Genomic DNA, 19,830 nt, shown 5'->3' with positions numbered 1-19,830 from the left:
GCTCAATGCACCCAGCGTGCGTGTTACTGCGAAATGGACAGGATTCCGAGTGCGCGCAGTCTCAGCACGGCCATGGTGCCGATTCTCTGTGAGGCAATGATGGCCGTTGTTTATGTCGGCGATTTTGGGGGGTATACACACCATGTCAATAGTTTTGGTGGAATATATCCACGCTCGGCTGCGCGAAGAGATTGATCGCTGTGGTGTTTCGCTGGCTGCCGCCTCCCGTGGGGCGGGCGAAGCGAGCCCGCAGCGCTTGAAGGAAGTCGTCTCCGGGCGGCAGAAATGTCCAGCCGATCTGGTGGCAAAACTGGCGGCTATCGGAGTGGATGTCCAATACGTCCTGACGGGCGAGCGCGTCCAGGCCGCGCCGGCACTGGCGCCTGATGAAGAGCTGTTGTTGGAAAGCTATCGCGCGCTGGATGTGGCGGGGCGCAAGCGCATGATTGCCCGTCTGATCTCGGGTTAGCCGACGGCGCTGGAGGTTCGTGCAAGGCTTGGCGATGGCTTCGCGGCCAGCCGCCACGCCTCCTTAGATGTCCCGCACGAACATTTCCCGACTCAACCCATGCCGCTGCATCTTTTCATTGAAGGTGCGGCGCGGCAGTTGCAGTTCCTCGAGCACGGCTTTTACGTCGCCTTTATGCCGCGTCAGCGCGGCGCGCAGGCATTGGGCTTCGAACGCTTCCTGCTGAGCCGCGAGGGACTGGCCCGGTTCGGTGTCCAGGGCAGGCGGCTGGTCGAGTCCCAGCACTTGGCGTTCGGCGACGTTGGCCAGTTCGCGCACGTTGCCCGGCCAATCGTGGCTGAGCAGATGGCTCAGTTGCGGGCCATTCAAGGGCACGGCGGGACGGCCGAGGCGTTCGGCGGCGCCGTGTGTGAAATGCTCGAACAGCAATGGAATGTCTTCGCGCCGTTCACGCAAGGGCGGCAGGCGCAGTTCGGCGATGTTCAAGCGGTAGGCAAGGTCCTCGCGAAATCGCCCGGCCCGGGCTTCGTCCAGCAAGTCCGGCTTGGTCGCGGCGATGATGCGCAAGTCCACGTGGATGCTCTGGTTGGAACCCAGGCGTTCGAGTTTCTTCTCTTGCAGGACTCTCAGCAACTTGGCCTGCTGGGCCAGCGGCATGCTTTCGATTTCATCGAGAAACAGCGTGCCGCCGTCGGCGTATTCGAGCTTGCCGATGCGTTTGCCCTGGGCGCCGGTAAAGGCGCCGCTTTCATGACCGAACAGTTCAGCCTCGAACAGCGGTTCGGGGATCGCCGCGCAGTTCAGCGCAACGAAGGGTTTGCTCGCTCTCGGGCCGAAGTCGTGCAGGCAGCGGGCGACCAATTCCTTGCCACTGCCGGTTTCGCCACGGATCAACACGTTGACCGGCAATGTAGCCAGGTCCAGCACCTGGCGCCGCAGGTTCTGCAAGGCGCGGGAGACGCCCAGGAGCGTGGTGTCGAGCCTGACCCGAGCGTCGGCCTGCTCGTGCAGGCGACGGTTTTCCAATACCAGGAAGCGCTTGTCCAAGGCCCGACGCAGGCTGCTTAGCAGCGCTTCGGGGCTGAACGGTTTTTCGAGAAAGTCATAGGCGCCGTCGCGCATGGCTTCCACGGCCATCGGCACGTCGCCGTGGCCGGTCAACAGGATCACTGGCAGGTCCGCGTCGCGCTTGCGCACTTGCGCAAGCAGCTGGAGACCACTGAGACCGGGCATGCGTACGTCGCTGAGGATCACGCCAGCGAAGTTGTCCGGCAACCGCGCCAGGCAGTCTTCGGCACGGCTGAACAACTGCACTTGGAACCCCGACAGGCTCAGCCATTGCTCCACGGCCGTGCGGATGCTGTTTTCGTCATCGACGACTATGACCGAATCAAGCATGCAGCTGCGCCTCCTGATCGATGGGCAAGGTCACGCAGAATACCGCGCCGTTGTCATGATTGTCCGCTATCAGCCGCCCGCCGGATTCGTGGATGATCGCAAATGAAACCGCGAGCCCCAGCCCGAGGCCATCCCCCACCGCCTTGGTGGTGAAGAACGGGTCGAACACCTGGGCCAGATGTTCTTCGGCGATCCCGGTGCCGCTGTCGCTGACGGTCAGGCGCCACAGTTGTTCATCGGCTTGCAGGCGCACTTCAAGGCGCTTGAGGGGCTGTTCGACCATGGCGTCGACGGCGTTGCGCAGCAGGTTGATCAACACCTGTTCGAGACGGATGGCATCGCCGCGCACCCACGCCGGACGCGTCAGGTGCAAGACGGTACTGACGTTTTCGTCCCGCAGGCGCGTGTCGAGCAATTGCAGGGCCTGGTCGACTACCGCCGCCAGGTCAAGGCGTTCGCGAAGGCCGCTGGGGCTCTTGCGGGCGAAGGTCTTCAGGTGGCCGGTCAGGGCCGCCATGCGGGTCAGCATGTCGTCCACCGGCTTGAGGGCTTTATAGGCATCGTCGACGCGGCCGTGCTCCAGCAGCAGGCGCAGGGTTGCCAGTTGCATGCGCTGGGCGGTCAACGGCTGGTTGATCTCGTGGGCCAGCGCCGCCGACATCTGCCCCAGCGCCGCCAGCTTGGCCGATTGCACCAGGCCGTCCTGGGCGGTGCGCAATTCTCGGGTGCGTTCGTCCACCAGTCGTTCGAGTTCCTGGCGGCTGCGCTGGCGCAGTTTCGCCAGGCGCCAACGCTGGTTCAGAAACAGCAACAGAAACACCAGCGCCAGCCACAACCCGGCGGCGGCGAGCCCGGCGTTGCGCAGGTCTTCGAAGGCGATCTGTGGTCGACGCAGCAAATGCAGGGTCCAGCCTTCGCCGGCCAACGGCAGGGATTCCCAGAGGTACTGCGCCGTACCCTCGGGCGCCTCGACGCGGGTCAGGTGGCTGTTGTCGTCGAAGCGTCGCAGCGGATCGAAGGCCAGGGGTTGCAACGGTTGCTTGTCGTACTGGCGCGTGGCCTTGAGCTCGGCGCGGTCGCTGTCGGTCAAGGGTTGCAAATGGCGATAACGCCAACCGGGGCGATTGGCGATGAAAATGACCCCGCGCGCATCACTGACCAACAGGGTGTCGCTGCCCTGGCGCCATTCGCGCTCAAGCTCGGGAAACTCGAGCTTCACCACCATCGCGCCGAGGAACTCGCCGCTATCGCCAGTGACCGCGCTGGACAGAAAATAGCCGGGGATGCCGCTGGTCACGCCCACCGCATAGAAGCGCCCGGTGCCTTGGGTGCGGGTCTGGAGGAAATAGGGACGAAAGCCATAGTTGTGGCCGACGTAGCTGCTGGGCAACTGCCAGTTGCTGGCGGCGATCGCCAGGCCGGTGTGGTCCAGCAGCTCCAGGGTCGAGGACTGCGCGGCACCGTTGATTTTTTCCAGCTTGCGGTTCAAGGCATCCTGTTGCGCCGCGCTGACCGGCCCCTTGAGGGCGTCACGCAACTGCGGGTCCAGCGCCAGCACGGCGGGCAGGGCGCGGTAGCGTTCGATCAAGGTGTGCAATGAGTTGGCGTACAGCGCCAATTGCTGGCTCGCGCGGCTGGCGTCTTCTTCCAGGGCCTCACGTTCAGCGTGGCGCACGGCCAGAGTGGCGGCCAGGGCGGCGCCGACGAGGATCAGGGCGATGGCAAGGAACAGGCGCAAGGTACGGGGAGTCGGCAGCATGCAGGCGCGAACCGGTAGAAGTCGGGGCCGAACCATACCATGTTGCTTGCGTGCGCCAAACAGGCCCGGTCGTCGTGCCAGGAAACTGGTTTCGGCTGGTTCGGATGGAGGACGTCGTCTGGTTTCGCGGTTCACTTGTCACGGATGACTGCAATACATGACTTCTCTGCAGACAGGCCCACCTCGGCGGTTGAACACCTGAACTGGGCCCATTGCTCAGGCCCCCGGCTCCGTGTCGTTGTAATCGTGATCACACTGGTACCACGGATGATGAACGTGCCAGGCCTCGTGCCCCTTGGCATTGATGACCTTGACCAGGCGTCCGGGTGGGTCATAGAACTGCTGGTCATGATAGCCATGCTCGCGCAGCGAGGCGTCGTTGATGTAGCGCCAGGCATCGGCGAAATAGGGGCGATAGACACGGGTCACCAGCCCCTTGTTGTTGTACTCGACCCGTTCGCTGACGCGCCAGCGCGGGTCGGCCTCGTACTGTATCGGTTTGTCATCGGGGCCCAACAGCAGCGAGCCGTTCTCGGCGACGGCGTAGGCGACGCCGGGCTCCACCAGTTGCTTGGTTTGCAAAGCGCGTCCGAATCCATCGACGGCGCCCAGGGCGATGCGGATCTGCTGCAAGGGGTCGTCCGGGTAGCGATCGGCACTCAGTACGACACGGTGGGCCGGCTCCCGGGCGGTGGCCTGCATGAGCGCCCATAGCAGCGCTTCGCCGGCGGTGCGGGTTTTCAACCGGGCCAGGCGCACCCGCGCCGAAGCGCGGATATGGCCGCTGGGCAGCACATATCGGGCATTGATCCATTCGTCGCGCTGCGCCGGCAGGACCAGCGACAAATCGAGCTCGCCCATCCAGCTCAGGTTGTCGATGCGCGCTGCGCTGGCGATATCACCCAGGGTGGCTTCGGGGTCCTCGATGGCGTGGCCGGGCGACAAATCATCGGGTGGCTCATAGTCATCGATGGGATAAAAACCTGCGGGAATGCCGTTCTCGGTCCCATGGAAACTGACGCCCAAGGGCAGGCCGGCGGGACCGTAAAGCGCCTCGTGAACGTTGTCGTTGGCGTCGATGATCCGGCAGGGCAACAGCGAATGGTAGTCGTACCCGATATGGGTCGCGCAGCCGTCCGGGAGTGTGACGGCGATGGGCATCAACTGATAGGCGTCGTATTCGCTCGTCGTGATGCCGTGGCTCAGGGTTTCCTGTAACGCGCTGATATGGAAAAAGCCTTCGAGTGGCAGGTAGGTGGCGAAACCGACTTTTTTCGACCACAGGTTCCGCGCTGCGTCCTCCTCCGGGTCTTCAGGCAGGAACAGTTTCATCGGCTCGTAGCCGACCAGTTCCAGTTGCTCGCGGATATCGAACGGTTCGGGCACGACGTCGTAGGCCTCCAGCGCCTGCTTGTCGAATTCGGCCACTTCCAACGGACCGCGCAAGGCTTGGAACGGTGCGTCACTCAGGTAGCTTTGCTCTTCCAGGGCGATCAGCACGCGGGCGCTTTTCCATTCCTCGGAATCGCAATGTTCAAGCAAGCATTCGTAGCTGACCTGCTGCGGGTTCAGTCCGTTTGGAAGCGGGCCTTTTGGTAGCTGAAGCCCGTTGGTCCGTGCGCGCCAGGGTAGGCCGAGCCGTTGCCGGGGTCCATTTTCATCGAAAAGGTGTTTATAAGCGGCCAGGCTTTCGGTCAGGTGATACACCTGCTGCTGATCGTCGTGGGCGTCACGCCACCAATTGTTCTCGTCCTCGTCCTCAAAGGGCGGCTCGTCCGCTGCGCTCAGGCGCCGGGCGTAATGGACAACGAAACCGTGTTCCAGTTGGCCGTAGAGGTCCCATCCGAGGTTGACGGTATGCAGGGCTTGGGGGTCGTTGATGAAACCGTCGTAATGATGGAGGACCGTTTCCAGCGCCAGTATCAGCAGACTTTTATGGTGGTCATGGGGGTGGCGCAACAAATAGCGGTGCTGGGACACGGTGTAGGGCTTGGTGGAGTCGGACGACTCGCCGTGGTGGGTCTCGCTGCGCAGTACATGACCGCCCAGGGCGTAGGCCATTTCCCTAGCGGTGTCCGGGTCGGGGACGATGATTTCGTCGGCTTTGTCCTGTTCATGAAGCCGGGTCAGCAGCGTGGGGCCCAGGGGCGGCGCGTCGGTGTCGGCATCGAAACAATCCCTGAGGAGCTGGTCGACGGTACGCCCGGTGTGGAACCAGGTCTTGACCAGTACCGGTGCGGTGAAATCCCTTTCCCGATTACCCGAAGGCACCTCGCTGTCGAGCTGATACAACCGGCCGAACCCTCTGAATTCGCGGTGATAGCTGTCGTAGTCGCCTTCGTAGTAAGTAAATCCCTGGGTCAGGCAGTTTCCGGTTATTTCATCCAGCTGTTGTTGCCGGGCCACCAGCGGCAAGGCCATGGGCAAATAGCAGTCCAGCGCTTCGCCCCGCGTCGCGCGCTGGGCTTTTTCGTCCAGCCAGAACTGCGCGCTGCTGCGGTGGACGACGGTGCTGCTCATGCCCATGTTGTTGTTCGTGGCGTTGAGCAAGTAGGGCCGTGCCGCGACGAAATCGTAGCGCCAATGGTGCGGTTTCATGTCCGCGCTGTGATGGGGAATACTCAGGAGCAGGCTGGCGCAGCCCAAACCTTGCAGATCGGCCAGGGTGACCTGGCAGAGGTTGTCGTAGCGCATTCCTTCCGGCCAGGGCACCCGCACGGGTGTCTGTTCAAGGCAATTGCCGCCATGGTTCAAGTAGATTTCGAAACAGTCGCTGCGCAGGTAGATCAGCGCCGGCGCGCCGGAACCGTCCAGGTCGGCGATCCGCACCCGTTCGGCGTTGAACTCGGTGTAGGTGAAGGGCAGCGCGCTCATCACAAAGCCCTTGCCGAAACGCCCATGGCCCAGGTTTGGCCAGCACTTGATTTCGTTGCAGCGGATACGGCACAGCTCGGTGCTGTCGCTCCCAAGCATATTGGCGAACAGCACCAGTTCGCTGCGATCATCGCTGAACAATGGCAGGGTGCTGTCCGGTTCGTGGGGAACGTCCACGCCGGAGGCGAACCCGAGGTGACGGAGGTTGGCGTACAGCCGCACGCTTTTGGGGCCGACCATCGCCAGGGAGCGCAGGCCGTCGCCCGTCAGATCGCCCAATTGCGCGGCAGGGTGCAGGAACTCCGTGGGGAAGCGCTTGAAGTCGTTGAACGTCGACCAACTGCGGTCCGGGTTGAGCGTGTAGAAACCATTCATGCCGGGTTGGGCGATGACCCAATTGAGGCGGCCATCGCCGCATAGATCAGTCAGCAGTTGCATCACCGGCGTGTTGTCGGCGGCGATTGGAATGTTTGGCAGAAGTGTCCACGGGGTGTAACCGACTTCGTCTGGATCCTCACCCGGGGCGCGCTCGGGCTCGCGGTAGTACCAACCGTTGCTGTAGCGGCATAAAAAGCCGGGAATGCCTTCGCCGTAGAGATCGACGCACTGGTAGCGTCGGCTGTCCTCCAGGGCGGGCATGTTCTCCAGGGCAAAAAAAACCTTGGGTATCAGGTTCGGCTCGAACGCGTTGTATTGGAGTTCTACGGGGGGCGTGTATTCCACCCGATCCCTGGCGTCCCAGTGCTGGTAATGAGCGGCGGTCAACAGGCTGTAGCACAGGGGGGTGCTGGTGTATTCCAACAACAGCCGGCGCACCAGCGCGGGTTCGTTGTGGGTTTCGGCGGGGAACTGATGGAACATCAACACCTGCTGGCAGAGGCGCCGCGTGCCCACCTCGAAACCATATCGATACACGTGCAACGGGTCGCTGCGCAGTTGCCAGGCGTTTTCGTCCAGGGCCGACCAAGCGGGTTTTTCATCCAGACCGAGGGCGCGTTGGCCATAATCGAACAGCAAGTGGAAGTGCCAGGGGAGGTTCGCCGGGTCTTCATCTTCGAAGCAATACAAGGTTTCGCTGGCCGTGGCGTTGCCGTAGCACACCCGCCGCAGGTAACGCTGGGCACGGTAGTCGTGAGGGCCTTGCGAGGGGCAGGGGTCGGCCTGGTACTCGTAATAGATGTGTTCGCCTAGGGGGCTGACCTCTTCCAGCAGCAGCCACTCGGCGATACGCGAGGGGACTTGCGGGTCGGCAATGCGCGAGTTCGGGCTTTTCCCATAGCAATACACGTGGCCGTTGCTGCCTTGCACCCGCCAGAACGGCTGGCTTTCGATGGATGTCCAGAGTTCGTAGATATCGAACGTGCCCTCGATCCTCGGAAAATACCGCGTCACCGCGAAGGTCTCGTCGCCGATTCTGCGGCTGGTCTGACTTTCGAGATCAGGCCAACGGTCCACGCCGTCGGGGCCGACCATGACATCCTCGTCACCGTAACGGGGGACGCCTATGCTGGTCTTGCGCCAGATGTTGGGGATCGACAGCTGCATGCCGATGCCGAATACACCGTTGCCGCCCTGGCTGTTGTACTGCAGGGCCAACGTCGGCGTCAGGTGACGGGCGCTCGATATCGGCAGGGGCAACTCGATGGAGGCGGCGCCCCGCGTGCCGACCGGGCCGAGGCTGTTGCCGAAGGTGGCGATTGACGCACTGCCGGCGATCGTGGGCGTGATGATTTGAAGGGGGGCTTGTTCGGCCATTTGTCGTTATTCCCTTGGACCCTGGCCGGGGTTGTTTCCGGCCAGGGTGAGGATGCCAAGGGAGAGCAGGGGTGTAACCTGTCAGATCTGACAGGTCGGTGGGTTTACCCGATGAATGGTGTGCTCAATGACTTTGTGGAAGCGAGCCTGCTCGCGAAAGCGGCGGCACAGCCAACATCTTCACCAACTGACCCACCGCCATCGCGAGCAGGTTCGCTCCCACAGGGGGTTGTTGTGCGCTATAAAAAAGGCCGATGAGCGTGTCGCTCACCGGCCTTCTTCAGCGCGAGAAAATGCGTGTTACTGCACTTCCACCGCCAGGCTTTCGCTGATCTTCTGCTGCCAGATCGCCGGGCCTGTGATGTGTACCGACTCGCCTTTGCTGTCCACGGCGACAGTCACCGGCATGTCCTTGACCTCGAACTCGTAGATCGCTTCCATCCCCAGTTCGGCGAAGGCCAGGACTTTGGATTTCTTGATCGCCTGGGCCACCAGATAAGCGGCACCGCCAACGGCCATCAGGTAGACGGCCTTGTTGTCCTTGATCGCTTCGATGGCGGTCGGGCCGCGCTCGGATTTGCCGATCATGCCCAGCAGGCCGGTTTGTTCGAGGATCTGGCGGGTGAACTTGTCCATCCGCGTGGCCGTGGTCGGGCCGGCCGGGCCAACCACTTCGTCGCCCACCGGATCAACCGGGCCGACGTAGTAGATGAAGCGACCCTTGAGGTCCACCGGCAGGGTTTCACCCTTGTTCAGCATCTCGACCATGCGCTTGTGCGCCGCGTCGCGACCGGTGAGCATCTTGCCGTTGAGCAGCACGGTTTCGCCCGGTTTCCAGCTTTGCACGTCTTCCGGGGTCAGGGTGTCGAGGTTCACGCGACGTGCCGACGGGCCGGCTTCCCAGACGATTTCCGGGTAGGCGTCCAACGGTGGCGCTTCCAGCGAGGCCGGGCCAGTGCCGTCCAGCACGAAGTGGGCGTGACGGGTGGCGGCGCAGTTGGGGATCATGCACACCGGCAGGGAGGCGGCGTGGGTCGGGTAGTCCATGATCTTCACGTCAAGCACGGTGGTCAGGCCGCCGAGGCCCTGGGCGCCGATGCCCAACTGGTTGACCTTCTCGAACAGCTCCAGGCGCATCTCTTCGATGCGGTTTTGCGGGCCGCGGGCCTTGAGCTCGTGGATGTCGATGGATTCCATCAACACTTCCTTGGCCATCACCGCGGCTTTCTCGGCGGTGCCGCCGATGCCGATGCCGAGCATGCCCGGTGGGCACCAGCCGGCCCCCATGGTCGGAACGGTCTTCAGGACCCAGTCGACGATGGAGTCGGACGGGTTGAGCATGGCCATCTTCGACTTGTTCTCGGAACCGCCGCCTTTGGCCGCCACGTCCACTTCCACGGTGTTGCCCGGGACGATGGAGTAGTGAATGACCGCCGGGGTGTTGTCCTTGGTGTTTTTGCGCGCGCCTGCCGGGTCGGCGAGGATCGATGCGCGCAGGACGTTTTCCGGCAGGTTGTAGGCGCGACGCACGCCCTCGTTGATCATGTCGTCCAGGCTCATGGTCGCGCCATCCCAACGCACGTCCATGCCCACGCGCACGAACACGGTCACGATGCCGGTGTCCTGGCAGATCGGCCGATGGCCGGTGGCGCACATGCGCGAGTTGATCAGGATCTGCGCCATGGAGTCACGGGCCGCCGGCGATTCTTCGCGCAGGTAGGCCTCGTGCATCGCCTGGATGAAATCCACGGGGTGGTAATAGGAAATGAACTGCAGGGCGTCGGCAACGCTCTGAATCAGGTCGTCTTGCTTGATCACGGTCATGAGTCGCGCTCCTCTCTAAGACGGGAACATTCAATAAGGTGCCGTCCGCTTGGGTGCATCGGTCGACGGACGGCACCTCTTAAGGCACGCCGGGCATGCTGGCGCGACGCTAAAAAGGCGCGGCAGTATATCGCAGGCAGGGAAGCCTGTGGGGGCGAGGTTGCTCGTGATCACGACGGATTGAACCGTTGGAAAGTGAAAACCTGTGTGAGGGAGCTTGCTCCCGCAGGGCTGCGAAGCGGCCACGGATTTTGCGGTTGCTGCGCAACCGAGCGGGAGCAAGCTCCCTCGCCACGGGGGCATCGGCGAAGCCTGGCGATGCGTCAATCTGGGCCATTGCTTTGACGCCATTTTTCTGAGCCAGAATTGAATGGTCATTTGTCGAACACGCCACTAAAGTGGCGTCTGGCCTGTAGCGTAGGACAGCTCTATCAGTTCCTCTTTTCCATGGTGAGTCACCGATTGACCCATAACGCCATTCAACGTCTTTTGCTCAAACGCTTCGCCCTGGCCGCCACGACTTATGCGCTGGCACTGGTGTTGCTGTGGTTGGCGTTTTTCAGTGGCCATTACCTCGACTCGTTGCGTGGCGCCATCATCGGCACGCTGTTGGTGGTGCTGTGCCAGGCTGGTTTGTTCGCGCTGTTCATCACCGATCGCAACCTGCGCTTCGCCGACCCCAGCCTGACGGAAATACAGGTCTGGATCGGCCTGGGCTGGCAGACCTGGATGATGGCGCACCTGGACCAGGCCCGCGGCGTGTTCCTGGTGTTCTATGTGCTGATCCTCTTGTTCGGGCTGTTCCACCTGACGCGGCGGGCCTTTGTGCGCTGCGCCACGCTGGTGTTCATCAGCTTTACCGGCATCACGCTGTGGGACGGTTACTTCTTTCGGCTGCCCGATCCAACGCTGGCCGGTCTGCAAGTGTCCGTGCTGTTCATCGTGCTGGTGTGGCTGGTGTTGTATGCCCGCTATGTCCAGACCTCGCGCCAACGCATGCGCCAGCGCCGGTTTGCCTTGCAGGCGCACCAGGACACCCTGCGCGGGATGATGCGCCAGCTCGAAGACCTGGTCGCCACCGACGAACTGACCGGCCTGTTCAATCGCCGGCATTTCCTGCGCCTGGCGAGTCGCGAACTCAATACCCTCAGGCCCGGCGTCGCCCATGGCCTGGCCTTGATCGACCTGGACCATTTCAAGCGCATCAACGATTTACACGGCCATGCGGCGGGCGACCAGGTGCTCCAGGCGTTTGCCGGTGTCGCCACGGCGTGCCTGCGTGAAGGCGACGTATTGGCCCGCTACGGTGGCGAAGAATTCGTAATGTTGCTGCCCGCCTGCGACCCCGCGCGCCTGACGGCCTGTTGCGAGCGCTTGCGGCTGGCGTTCACCCAAGTGGAATTGACCGACCTGCGGGTGGGCACTCTCAGCCTGTCTGTGGGCATGACGATGCTGGAAATGGGCGATGACCTGGACAGCGCCTTGCAGCGCGCCGACCAGGCCTTGTACCGTGCCAAGCGAGACGGCCGCAACCGTTGTGCCGCCGCCTGGGAGAACGTCGATGCCTGAGTTGAAAGTCGCCGGCCGGCAATGGTCGGTGGCGGCGGGCAGTAACCTGCTGGATGCGTTGAACCAGGCAGGCGTGGCCGTGCCCTACAGTTGCCGCGCCGGCAGTTGCCATGCGTGCCTGGTGCAATGCCTGAGCGGCGACGTGCGCGACAGTCGCCCCGATGCCCTGGCCCCGGCGCAGCGTGATCAAGGCTGGCGACTGGCGTGCCAATGCCAGGTGGTGGAGGACGTGCAAATCCACACCTTCGACCCACAAAGCGACGGCCAAGCCGCCAAAGTGGCGGCGGTGGATTGGCTGGGCTCCGACGTGCTGCGCCTGCGCATTACCCCGGAGCGACCGCTGCGCTATCGCGCCGGACAACACCTGGTGCTGTGGGCTGGCGACATCGCACGACCCTACTCATTGGCGAGCCTGCCCGAAGAGGATCGCTTCCTGGAATTTCACCTCGATTGCCACGTCCCCGGTCAATTCATCGGCGCCGCTCGGCGCCTGATCAGCGGCGACCCGATCCGCCTCGGTGAACTGCGTGGCGGCGCGTTGCATTACGATCCCGACTGGCATGAAAAACCGCTGTGGCTGCTGGCGTCCGGCACCGGCCTGGGGCCGCTGTTCGGCATCTTGCGCGAAGCGTTGCGCCAGCAGCATCAGGGTACGATTCGGCTTATTCATGTGGCCCGTGATGCCGCCGGGCATTATCTGGACAAACCCCTGGCGGCATTGGCGGCCAAGCACTCAAACCTGAGCATTGAACTGTTGACCGCAGCCGAGGCGCCAGCGGCGCTCGCGAAGATGCGCCTGGCGTCGCGCCAGACCCAGGCGCTGGTTTGCGGCCATCCTGGCTGGGTCGAGGCGTTTGCCAAGCGCTTGTACCTGGCGGGTTTGCCGAGGAATCAGTTGTTGGCGGATGTGTTTCTTACCCGTGACGATGGCGGCGTCTGACCGATCGCCATCGCGAGCAAGCTCGCTCCCACATAGGATTCGCGGCGCGCACAGAACCCCTGTGGGAGCGAGCCTGCTCGCGATAGCGCCCGTCCAGACACCCAATGTCCAAAAGCAAAAACCAAAAAAGCCCCGCCATTCACATGGCGGGGCTTTTTGTGTTCAGCAACCGATCATCAAACCATCGGGTCGCCAACGTGCAGGATCTTCATCCCGTTGGTGCCGCCGGTGGTGTGGTAGCTGTCGCCCTTGGTCAGGATGACCCAGTCGCCTTTTTCCACGACGCCGCGTTTGGTCAGTTCGTCGATGGCTTTCTGGCTGACTTCGTGCGGCTCCAGCGAAGCCGGGTCGAACGGAATGGTGTACACACCACGGAACATCGCGGCGCGCGCCTGGGCTTCGCGGTGCGGGGTGAAGGCGTATATCGGCACCGAGGAGCGGATACGCGACATGATCAGCGGCGTGTAGCCACTCTCGGTGAGGGCGATGATCGCCTTGACGCCCGGGAAGTGGTTGGCCGTGTACATGGTCGCCAGGGCGATGCTTTCGTCGCAGCGGGTGAATTCCTTGCCGATGCGGTGGCTGGAGGTCTTGCCGGTCGGGTGCTTCTCGGCGCCGATGCAGATACGCGCCATGGCCTGCACCGCTTCGAGCGGGTAGAGGCCGGCGGCGCTTTCGGCCGACAGCATCACCGCGTCGGTGTAGTCCAGCACGGCGTTGGCTACGTCGGACACTTCGGCGCGGGTCGGCATCGGGTTCTGGATCATCGACTCCATCATCTGGGTCGCGACGATCACCGCTTTGTTGTGGCGGCGTGCGTGCAGGATGATCTTCTTCTGGATGCCCACCAGCTCGGCGTCGCCGATCTCCACGCCCAGGTCGCCACGGGCCACCATCACGGCGTCGGACGCCTTGATCAGGCCGTCCAGCGTCTCGTCGTCGGCCACGGCTTCGGCGCGTTCGATCTTGGCCACCAGCCAGGCGGTGCCGCCGGCTTCGTCGCGCAGTTGACGGGCGTATTCCATGTCTGCTGCGTCACGGGGGAAGGACACGGCGAGGTAGTCGACTTCCATTTCCGCGGCCAGCTTGATGTCGGCCTTGTCTTTATCGGTCAGGGCCGGTGCCGTCAGGCCGCCGCCGCGACGGTTGATGCCTTTGTGGTCCGACAGCGGGCCACCGATGGTCACGACGCAGTTCAGTTCAGTGGCGGTGGCGGTTTCGACGCGCATCACCACGCGACCGTCGTCGAGCAGCAGTTCGTCGCCCACGCCGCAATCCTTGACCAGGTCCGGGTAGTCGATGCCGACTACCTGCTGGTTGCCTTCGGTCAGCGGGTGGCTGGTGGAGAAGGTGAATTTGTCACCGATCTTCAGCTCGATGCGCTTGTTGGCGAATTTGGCGATACGGATCTTCGGGCCTTGCAAGTCGCCCAGCAGGGCAACGAAACGGCCGTGCTTGGCGGCCAGGTCACGCACCAGCTTGGCGCGAGCCTTGTGCTCGTCGGGGGTGCCGTGGGAGAAGTTCAGACGGGCAACGTCCAGGCCAGCCAGAATCAGCTGTTCGAGAACTTCCGGCGAGTTACTGGCCGGGCCAAGGGTAGCGACGATTTTGGTGCGACGGACGGACATGCAAGACTCCTCAAGTTCAAGCGCCAGCGAAGGCTACTATGGTCTTTGGGTGTAGTCATTGTTCATATGCACTACTTATTCGTTTCTTTTTCGAAATGAACATTCCTGAAAATTTTTGCGCCTTTAACTGCTTAAGCCGAACATCGCTCTTGTGGCGAGGGAGCTTGCTCCCGCTCGGTTGCGTAGCGACCGCAAAAATCCGGGGCTGCTCTGCAGCCCAGCGGGAGCAAGCTCCCTCGCCACACACGTGTTCACCGTGGAGGTTTTTCGTGCTGAAGATTTTCCCCGCCAGGTCGATACAGAGCTCAAGACAGGAGAACCTCCCCATGCGATTCGTGCTTTTTATTGCCCTGGCCCTGAGTATCACGGGCTGCACCCGTTGGTCGATGAACCACCACATGAACCTGGCCTACAAGGCCTATGAGCGGGGCAACTGCGAGCAGGTGATGCTCGAGCTGTCCAAAGTCGACCGCGCCAGCCGTGCCCGTCGCTACATGCAGCCGGAAGTCTCGATGATGCGCGGCCAGTGCCTGGAGCGGCAGAAGCTCTACGTCGACGCGGCGCAAACCTACCAGTTCATCCTCACCCAATACCCCAACAGCGAGTACGCCTACCGCGCCCGCGCACGGCTCGAAACCCTGCAGAGCCTCGGTCATTACCCCACCCGCAGCGCCTCGGCGATCCGTCCCACGTCGTTCTGAATTTGATTTATTCGAAACCCTTCCGCGAGCCAGTTGTCGACCGATGACTGGTATCGAATCCGGCTGGCCGATGCTCGCGCTTGGACTATAGTTGTACAAAACGTGGCTAGAGCCAGAACTCTAATTTCGAAGCGTCACCTGTCACCGGTAGCATTTGGCCAGCCAGTATGAGGGTGTCTGGCATCGGGGTCGGGGAGAGCGGGCAGGGATGAGCCCGTTCCGAAGCACTGGATTGGCCGGGTTATCGGCTACTCAAAAAGTGATACAAGACATGTACAAAGAGCGGCAGATTGCACGACATCAGCTGGCGTATTTCCTTGAGGTGTTCAACGGCATAAACGGCAAACCCATTGGTTTTTTGGGCAACGTTTCGGAAAACGGCCTGATGCTCATCAGCCATTTGCCCTTGATGGTCGGTGCGGATTTCGACCTGCGCCTGAAACTGCCCGCCGAGGAAGGACCGCAGCAGCAGATCCGTTTGAAAGCCCATTGCCTGTGGTGCCGCGAGGACGTGACACCGCAACATTTCGACGCGGGCTTCAGCCTGCAGTGGGCACCGCCTGAATACGGACAACTGGTGAGCGCATTGCGGCAGTACTTCAGCTTCTATCAGCTACCAGAATCGGCGTGAGCCCTACCGCGTTGCGATAACCCCGTGGCGAGGGAGCTTGCTCCCGCTGGGGTGCGTAGCAGCCCCCTGGTTATCAACTGACACACCGCATGGGACGCTTCGCGTCCAGCGGGAGCAAGCTCCCTCGCCACGGGGACTTCATCGCCCGATGTATCGCGTTGCTATCAGCGCAGCACCTTCGCCTCGCCATCCAACAACTTCTCCAGCAACAACACTCCCATCTCGCCCATCTGATGAATCGCCAACGCCAGGTTGCGCGGGGCGCCTTCCAGTTCTTCCGATAAATCCAGAATCAGCGTGCTCACCGAGCAGAAGGTTTCGTAGCTGTGTACCAGCAAGCCTTCCGGGTCGGCGTCGGGGGCGACGATGAAACAGTCCAGTTGTCGTTGATTTTTGGCTGGTTGGGTGGGGTTGGGTTTCAGGTAGTGATCGAGGGCTTTTTTCGCGGCTTTGTCGAGTTTTTGCTCGTCGACGGTTTTGCGGGGAGCGGATTTTGGGGGATTTGGGGTCGGTTTGATCATGAACGTTTTTCCGTAATTGGGGCTGCCACCCGTTTCGCGACTAAACGAGGGGTGGCGGCTGGACGCAGGTTAGTCGACCGGTGGAAAAACGAAGCCCGGCGCGCCCGAGGGCGCCCTGCGAACAGCCACCATCAAGTGCAGGACTTTGGCCCGACTGGATGACGCTTGTGCACACCGTTTTTCATAGCCGAGCGACTAAACCCGATCGCTGAGAGGTCAGCGACGCGAATCACGTTACGGGGCAAGGCCAAGGCGCACAAGCCGGCGGATTCTGGCGGATGTGTAGTCCGTTGCGCAAGGTGGTGTAGTCGATGAGAAGGATGGCGCGATGCGACCGTTCATCCGCACTGTCAGGTTTGACAGGTGTTAAAAAACGAGGCCCACCGTTCCATAGCACTTAGATAATTCTCATTTGTTCCTGAAGTGAATACGCCATCCGATAAGGCTTCTAGAGGCATGAAAAATGGTTATTGATGACGATACCGAACAACATGACCCTGAGAAAACTTCAGAGGCATTCTCTAACGACGATGGGCCCGCAGTTGTTGGCGAGGGAGTTTTCAACGATTCGAATGTGCGTAGTGAGTCGGAAGGCGCTGATGAGCCGAACTCCTTATCGGATACGGTTGTGATAGGGGTGGGATATGGTGGTATGACGGCTGAACTTAGGGTCCGGTATATATGGGACCCTGAAGGTCTTTTTGTGGAGTGCTACTCAGAAGCGTACAAGGTTAGCAATAATGGCCGGCACGAGGGTAATATTAGGTTGTATTTCGAGGCCCAAGGCTCTTGGGGGCCGACAGAAATTACCAATGACAATGCACGGCAAGATGGTTTATGGCACAACATCTATGGAGGTGGGCGCATTGCGGCAACGTCTACGTCGGTTGTCATTGGGTTTGGATATACTTTCGATACTGCGGGCGGCGATCCGTCAGCTTACAACGAATCGACAGTAAATTATGTTCGCCCAATACCATCCATACATAAGCCGCAAAAGGGTCAAGAAGTCTTACCGTGCTTTACTCTTGAAGGTCAGGGCGTGATAGGGAAGAGGGTCCGGATTCATCAGGCGAATGGAGGTGCGATTGCCCATGAGGCAACAGTTAAGGGTGATGGATGGTGGGATACGACTCTGATCCAGCCGATTGCGTTAAATGATTCGTTCAGGATTACTTGCAGCCAATACATTGCTGGACGCTGGTCCGATTGGTCGGTGGATACAGTAGTAGCAGTCCGCTTTGCCCCACCAGTGATCGACGTCCCAGCCAATGGTTCGATAGTGAACACCTTAACGCCCCGTTTCTCCGGTAGTGGTGCAGACGGCGCGCAAGTCTATATTAGGCGCTACACCGACGGGGGTGAGATCAGCGGTGGTTTAAACGTACAAGGCGGAGCTTGGTCTGGTGAGTTGAATCAGCCATTAAATTGGGGCACCAATGAACTCAGCGCTCAGCAAAAAATGGGCTCTGTGGGGTCGCAATTACATCCAAGGCACATTGTGAATGTTCGGGCCAGGACTCCTGTAATCACAGGCCCAGATCGGGATGTTCCCCAGAATACGACTTTTACTTTGTCAGGCACCGGTGGAGTCCCAGGCACCTTTATCCATGCTTATCGTTACCTGGGTGATGAAAGTACGGAGGTCGGGAACGGCCGAGTAACAGCAGATGCATGGAGCTGTGAGGTTAGGGTGACGCCTGGAGGCGAGTCACTGGTAGTCAGCTTAAAAAAAGATTCAGTTGATATATCGGACCGTAGCAATCCAGTCGCATTCAAGATAAAGCCACCAAAACTGACCGATATACAAGTGGACTACTCCAGCGAAAATACGGTTAGCTTTTCGGGCACCGGGTACAACGGTGCCAGAGTAGACCTACATATTCAGGGTAACGGTACACCGCAGGATAATACTGACGTAGCCTCGGGTGCGTGGCAGATCGATTGGCGCGACCAACCCCCCGAAAGTTACCGGATGCACATCCGGCAAAGTATTACCGATGGGGCGGGCGGCCGGATTTATTCTGATTGGGCTGACATCGTGCCGGTCACGATCCCCGTTCCGATACCGACGCTATATGTTCAACCCGGCCAGGATCGCAAGCCGGTGTTTTCCGGCACCGGCAGAACTTGGGACAGCAATATTACGTACATCGAGCTGCACGTCGCGGGACCTGTGACGCCTGAGATCCCTGAAATCCGTGTCAATGGAGTCAACTGGAGCTATACGCCAACGGCTGCGTGGCCTCCGGGGAGCTATGGAATTGAAGCCCGTCAAGTGTTCAAGGGCGTGCCATCGCTCCCGACTGTCGAAGTTACCTTGGTCCTTCCTGCTCCGCCACCCGTGGTAAATGTGGGAGATAACGGTCTGGAACCGAACTTCTCCGGTACGTGCCTGGCCGGTGCGCAAGTGAATCTCAGCTTTGAAGATGATCCCGATTCGCCCTATCCGGCGATCGTTGACGGTACAGACTGGACCTTCACCCGGCCAGAGGCCTTCATGCCCGGCGCTTATCTGGTCAGCGTGACGCAGACCATTAACCTGCAAACCTCCGTTCCGGTCGAGAGGCGCTTCAACGTAGCCGTCTTGACGCCGGTCATCACGGCTCCCATCGATGTGGAGGTGGACCACAACCCTGTCGTTCACGGCACCGGCGGGGTGCCCGGGGCGATCATGCGCGTGCTTGACGCGGTGTCGGAGGTGCAACTAGGCCAGGCATCCGTAGAAGCGAACGAATGGTCAGTCACTATCTCGCAGGATCTTCCATTTGGTACGTGCCAGGTGATAGCCGTTCAGGAATACAACCTATTACCGTCCCCCCCTCGCAGTCAGCAAGTTGGCTTTACGGTGATCCTGTTTCCACCCACCATCGAACATCCCGAGCCCGGCGGCAACGCGCCGCGAGGCTCTGTTATCGATGGGTATGCCCGAAAGGCATCCGAACTCGATACGGCAAAGGTCGAGTTGTGGCTCGACGGCTGCTATTTGGGGATGGCAAGCGCCGCGAGTCACAACGGCTACTGGGCGTACAACGTGAAGTCCCCATTGCCAGTGGGCAAGCATGTCCTACGCGCCAAGCAAATTTTTGGCGCCAGCGAGGTGGAATCAGATTTCCTCGACCGAGAGTTCATCACCGTGCCGGCAATCCCTGTGATCGAGTCGCCAGCGTTGCAACAACACACCGGCGCGACGGTGACGATTTCCGGGTTCGGTTTTACCGGCGACTGGGTCGTGGTGGCATGGAGCGATGCGCTCGATCCTCCGCTGGGTCGCACACAGGTGCAAGCGAACCGCACCTGGTCGCTCCAGGTGCAAGCCGACAAACCGGCCGGCCAGCATAGCTGGGTCGTAAGGCAGGAGTGCGACGGGTATGACTCCGGTTGGAGCGAGGGGCATTCGGTGCGGTTGCTTTCCCAAGCACCCCTCTTTACGGCACCGCCGGCCGGGCACTGGTTTGCGGGTGCGCCGCTGTTCGAAGGCGAGGGGGACTCCGGCAAGACCATTGAGTTGTCCCACTGGTATGACAGCCATGAGATTGTCGTCGCAGACCTTCCCGTTACCGACAGTCGATGGACAGCTTCGCCTACCGTGACGCTGAACATCGGCCCTCATTGGTTCAAGGCCCGGCAGGACGATTCGGATTGGGGCGATAGCTTACGTGTCGAGAAGGCCAAGGACGCGCCGGACATCGGTTAGTCGTGATAAGGCGCATCTACTGTCAGACCTGACAGTAGATGCGCCGTCTCTTTGACCTTCAAAT

12 protein-coding genes are annotated in these 19,830 nt (G+C 61.1%); 6 read left to right on the top strand and 6 right to left on the bottom strand.

The features are described from left to right. Positions 1 to 142: 142 nt before the first annotated feature. Complete coding sequence (locus M1D68_RS19940) at positions 143 to 469, top strand: hypothetical protein (protein WP_457968091.1); 327 nt, start codon at positions 143 to 145, stop codon at positions 467 to 469. 63 nt (positions 470 to 532) lie between these two features. Here M1D68_RS19940 and M1D68_RS19935 read toward each other — a convergent pair whose 3' ends face one another. From M1D68_RS19935 to M1D68_RS19920, 4 genes are all read right to left on the bottom strand, one after another. Continuing rightward, entirely contained in the window at positions 533 to 1,867 is a 1,335-nt protein-coding gene (locus tag M1D68_RS19935) for a sigma-54-dependent transcriptional regulator (protein WP_434648772.1), read from the bottom strand. Beyond that, positions 1,860 to 3,626, bottom strand: a complete 1,767-nt coding sequence (locus M1D68_RS19930; protein ID WP_457968090.1) for a sensor histidine kinase — start codon at positions 3,624 to 3,626, stop codon at positions 1,860 to 1,862. The genes M1D68_RS19935 and M1D68_RS19930 overlap by 8 nt, the downstream gene beginning before the upstream one ends. A gap of 216 nt (positions 3,627 to 3,842) precedes the next feature. Next, a complete protein-coding gene (locus tag M1D68_RS19925; protein ID WP_457968089.1) occupies positions 3,843 to 8,255 on the bottom strand; it encodes a SpvB/TcaC N-terminal domain-containing protein in 4,413 nt (1,470 codons plus the stop codon). A 300-nt stretch (positions 8,256 to 8,555) separates the two neighbouring features. Continuing rightward, complete coding sequence (locus M1D68_RS19920) at positions 8,556 to 10,079, bottom strand: fumarate hydratase (RefSeq protein WP_039591419.1); 1,524 nt, start codon at positions 10,077 to 10,079, stop codon at positions 8,556 to 8,558. A 462-nt stretch (positions 10,080 to 10,541) separates the two neighbouring features. On the opposite strand from M1D68_RS19920, the gene M1D68_RS19915 reads away from it, so the two are divergent. Further along, positions 10,542 to 11,648 carry a GGDEF domain-containing protein gene (locus M1D68_RS19915; protein WP_420765296.1) on the top strand — a complete coding sequence of 369 codons (1,107 nt, stop codon included), beginning with the start codon at positions 10,542 to 10,544 and terminating at the stop codon, positions 11,646 to 11,648. Further along, a complete protein-coding gene (locus M1D68_RS19910; RefSeq protein WP_457968088.1) occupies positions 11,641 to 12,588 on the top strand; it encodes an iron-sulfur-binding ferredoxin reductase in 948 nt (315 codons plus the stop codon). The genes M1D68_RS19915 and M1D68_RS19910 overlap by 8 nt, the downstream gene beginning before the upstream one ends. 176 nt (positions 12,589 to 12,764) lie before the next feature. Here the strand turns inward: M1D68_RS19910 and pyk are convergent, their stop codons facing one another. After that, complete coding sequence (gene pyk / locus M1D68_RS19905; RefSeq protein ID WP_039591415.1) at positions 12,765 to 14,216, bottom strand: pyruvate kinase; 1,452 nt, start codon at positions 14,214 to 14,216, stop codon at positions 12,765 to 12,767. 326 nt (positions 14,217 to 14,542) lie between these two features. Between pyk and M1D68_RS19900 the strand changes: the two genes are divergently transcribed. Both M1D68_RS19900 and M1D68_RS19895 read left to right on the top strand, forming a co-directional pair. Beyond that, entirely contained in the window at positions 14,543 to 14,917 is a 375-nt protein-coding gene (locus tag M1D68_RS19900; protein ID WP_420765293.1) for a tetratricopeptide repeat protein, read from the top strand. Between the two features lie 271 nt (positions 14,918 to 15,188). Beyond that, positions 15,189 to 15,548, top strand: coding sequence for a PilZ domain-containing protein (locus M1D68_RS19895; protein ID WP_457968087.1), 360 nt, complete (start codon positions 15,189 to 15,191; stop codon positions 15,546 to 15,548). A 164-nt stretch (positions 15,549 to 15,712) separates the two neighbouring features. Here M1D68_RS19895 and M1D68_RS19890 read toward each other — a convergent pair whose 3' ends face one another. After that, complete coding sequence (locus M1D68_RS19890) at positions 15,713 to 16,069, bottom strand: DUF6124 family protein (protein WP_457968086.1); 357 nt, start codon at positions 16,067 to 16,069, stop codon at positions 15,713 to 15,715. Between the two features lie 463 nt (positions 16,070 to 16,532). Here M1D68_RS19890 and M1D68_RS19885 point away from each other — a divergent pair, with 463 nt between their 5' ends. Then, entirely contained in the window at positions 16,533 to 19,766 is a 3,234-nt protein-coding gene (locus tag M1D68_RS19885; protein WP_457968085.1) for a hypothetical protein, read from the top strand. The last annotated feature ends 64 nt before the right edge of the window (positions 19,767 to 19,830 follow it).

It is taken from the genome of Pseudomonas sp. R4-84 (genome assembly GCF_054130985.1).
This window is presented reverse-complemented; position numbering and strand designations above follow the sequence as displayed.

Coding starts and splice junctions, on each gene's coding strand:
- M1D68_RS19940 (WP_457968091.1), top strand. CDS start 143: ATGTCAATAGTTTTGGTGGAATATATCCACGCTCGGCTGCGCGAAGAG.
- M1D68_RS19935 (WP_434648772.1), bottom strand. CDS start 1,867: ATGCTTGATTCGGTCATAGTCGTCGATGACGAAAACAGCATCCGCACG.
- M1D68_RS19930 (WP_457968090.1), bottom strand. CDS start 3,626: ATGCTGCCGACTCCCCGTACCTTGCGCCTGTTCCTTGCCATCGCCCTG.
- M1D68_RS19925 (WP_457968089.1), bottom strand. CDS start 8,255: ATGGCCGAACAAGCCCCCCTTCAAATCATCACGCCCACGATCGCCGGC.
- M1D68_RS19920 (WP_039591419.1), bottom strand. CDS start 10,079: ATGACCGTGATCAAGCAAGACGACCTGATTCAGAGCGTTGCCGACGCC.
- M1D68_RS19910 (WP_457968088.1), top strand. CDS start 11,641: ATGCCTGAGTTGAAAGTCGCCGGCCGGCAATGGTCGGTGGCGGCGGGC.
- pyk (WP_039591415.1), bottom strand. CDS start 14,216: ATGTCCGTCCGTCGCACCAAAATCGTCGCTACCCTTGGCCCGGCCAGT.
- M1D68_RS19900 (WP_420765293.1), top strand. CDS start 14,543: ATGCGATTCGTGCTTTTTATTGCCCTGGCCCTGAGTATCACGGGCTGC.
- M1D68_RS19895 (WP_457968087.1), top strand. CDS start 15,189: ATGTACAAAGAGCGGCAGATTGCACGACATCAGCTGGCGTATTTCCTT.
- M1D68_RS19890 (WP_457968086.1), bottom strand. CDS start 16,069: ATGATCAAACCGACCCCAAATCCCCCAAAATCCGCTCCCCGCAAAACC.
- M1D68_RS19885 (WP_457968085.1), top strand. CDS start 16,533: ATGGTTATTGATGACGATACCGAACAACATGACCCTGAGAAAACTTCA.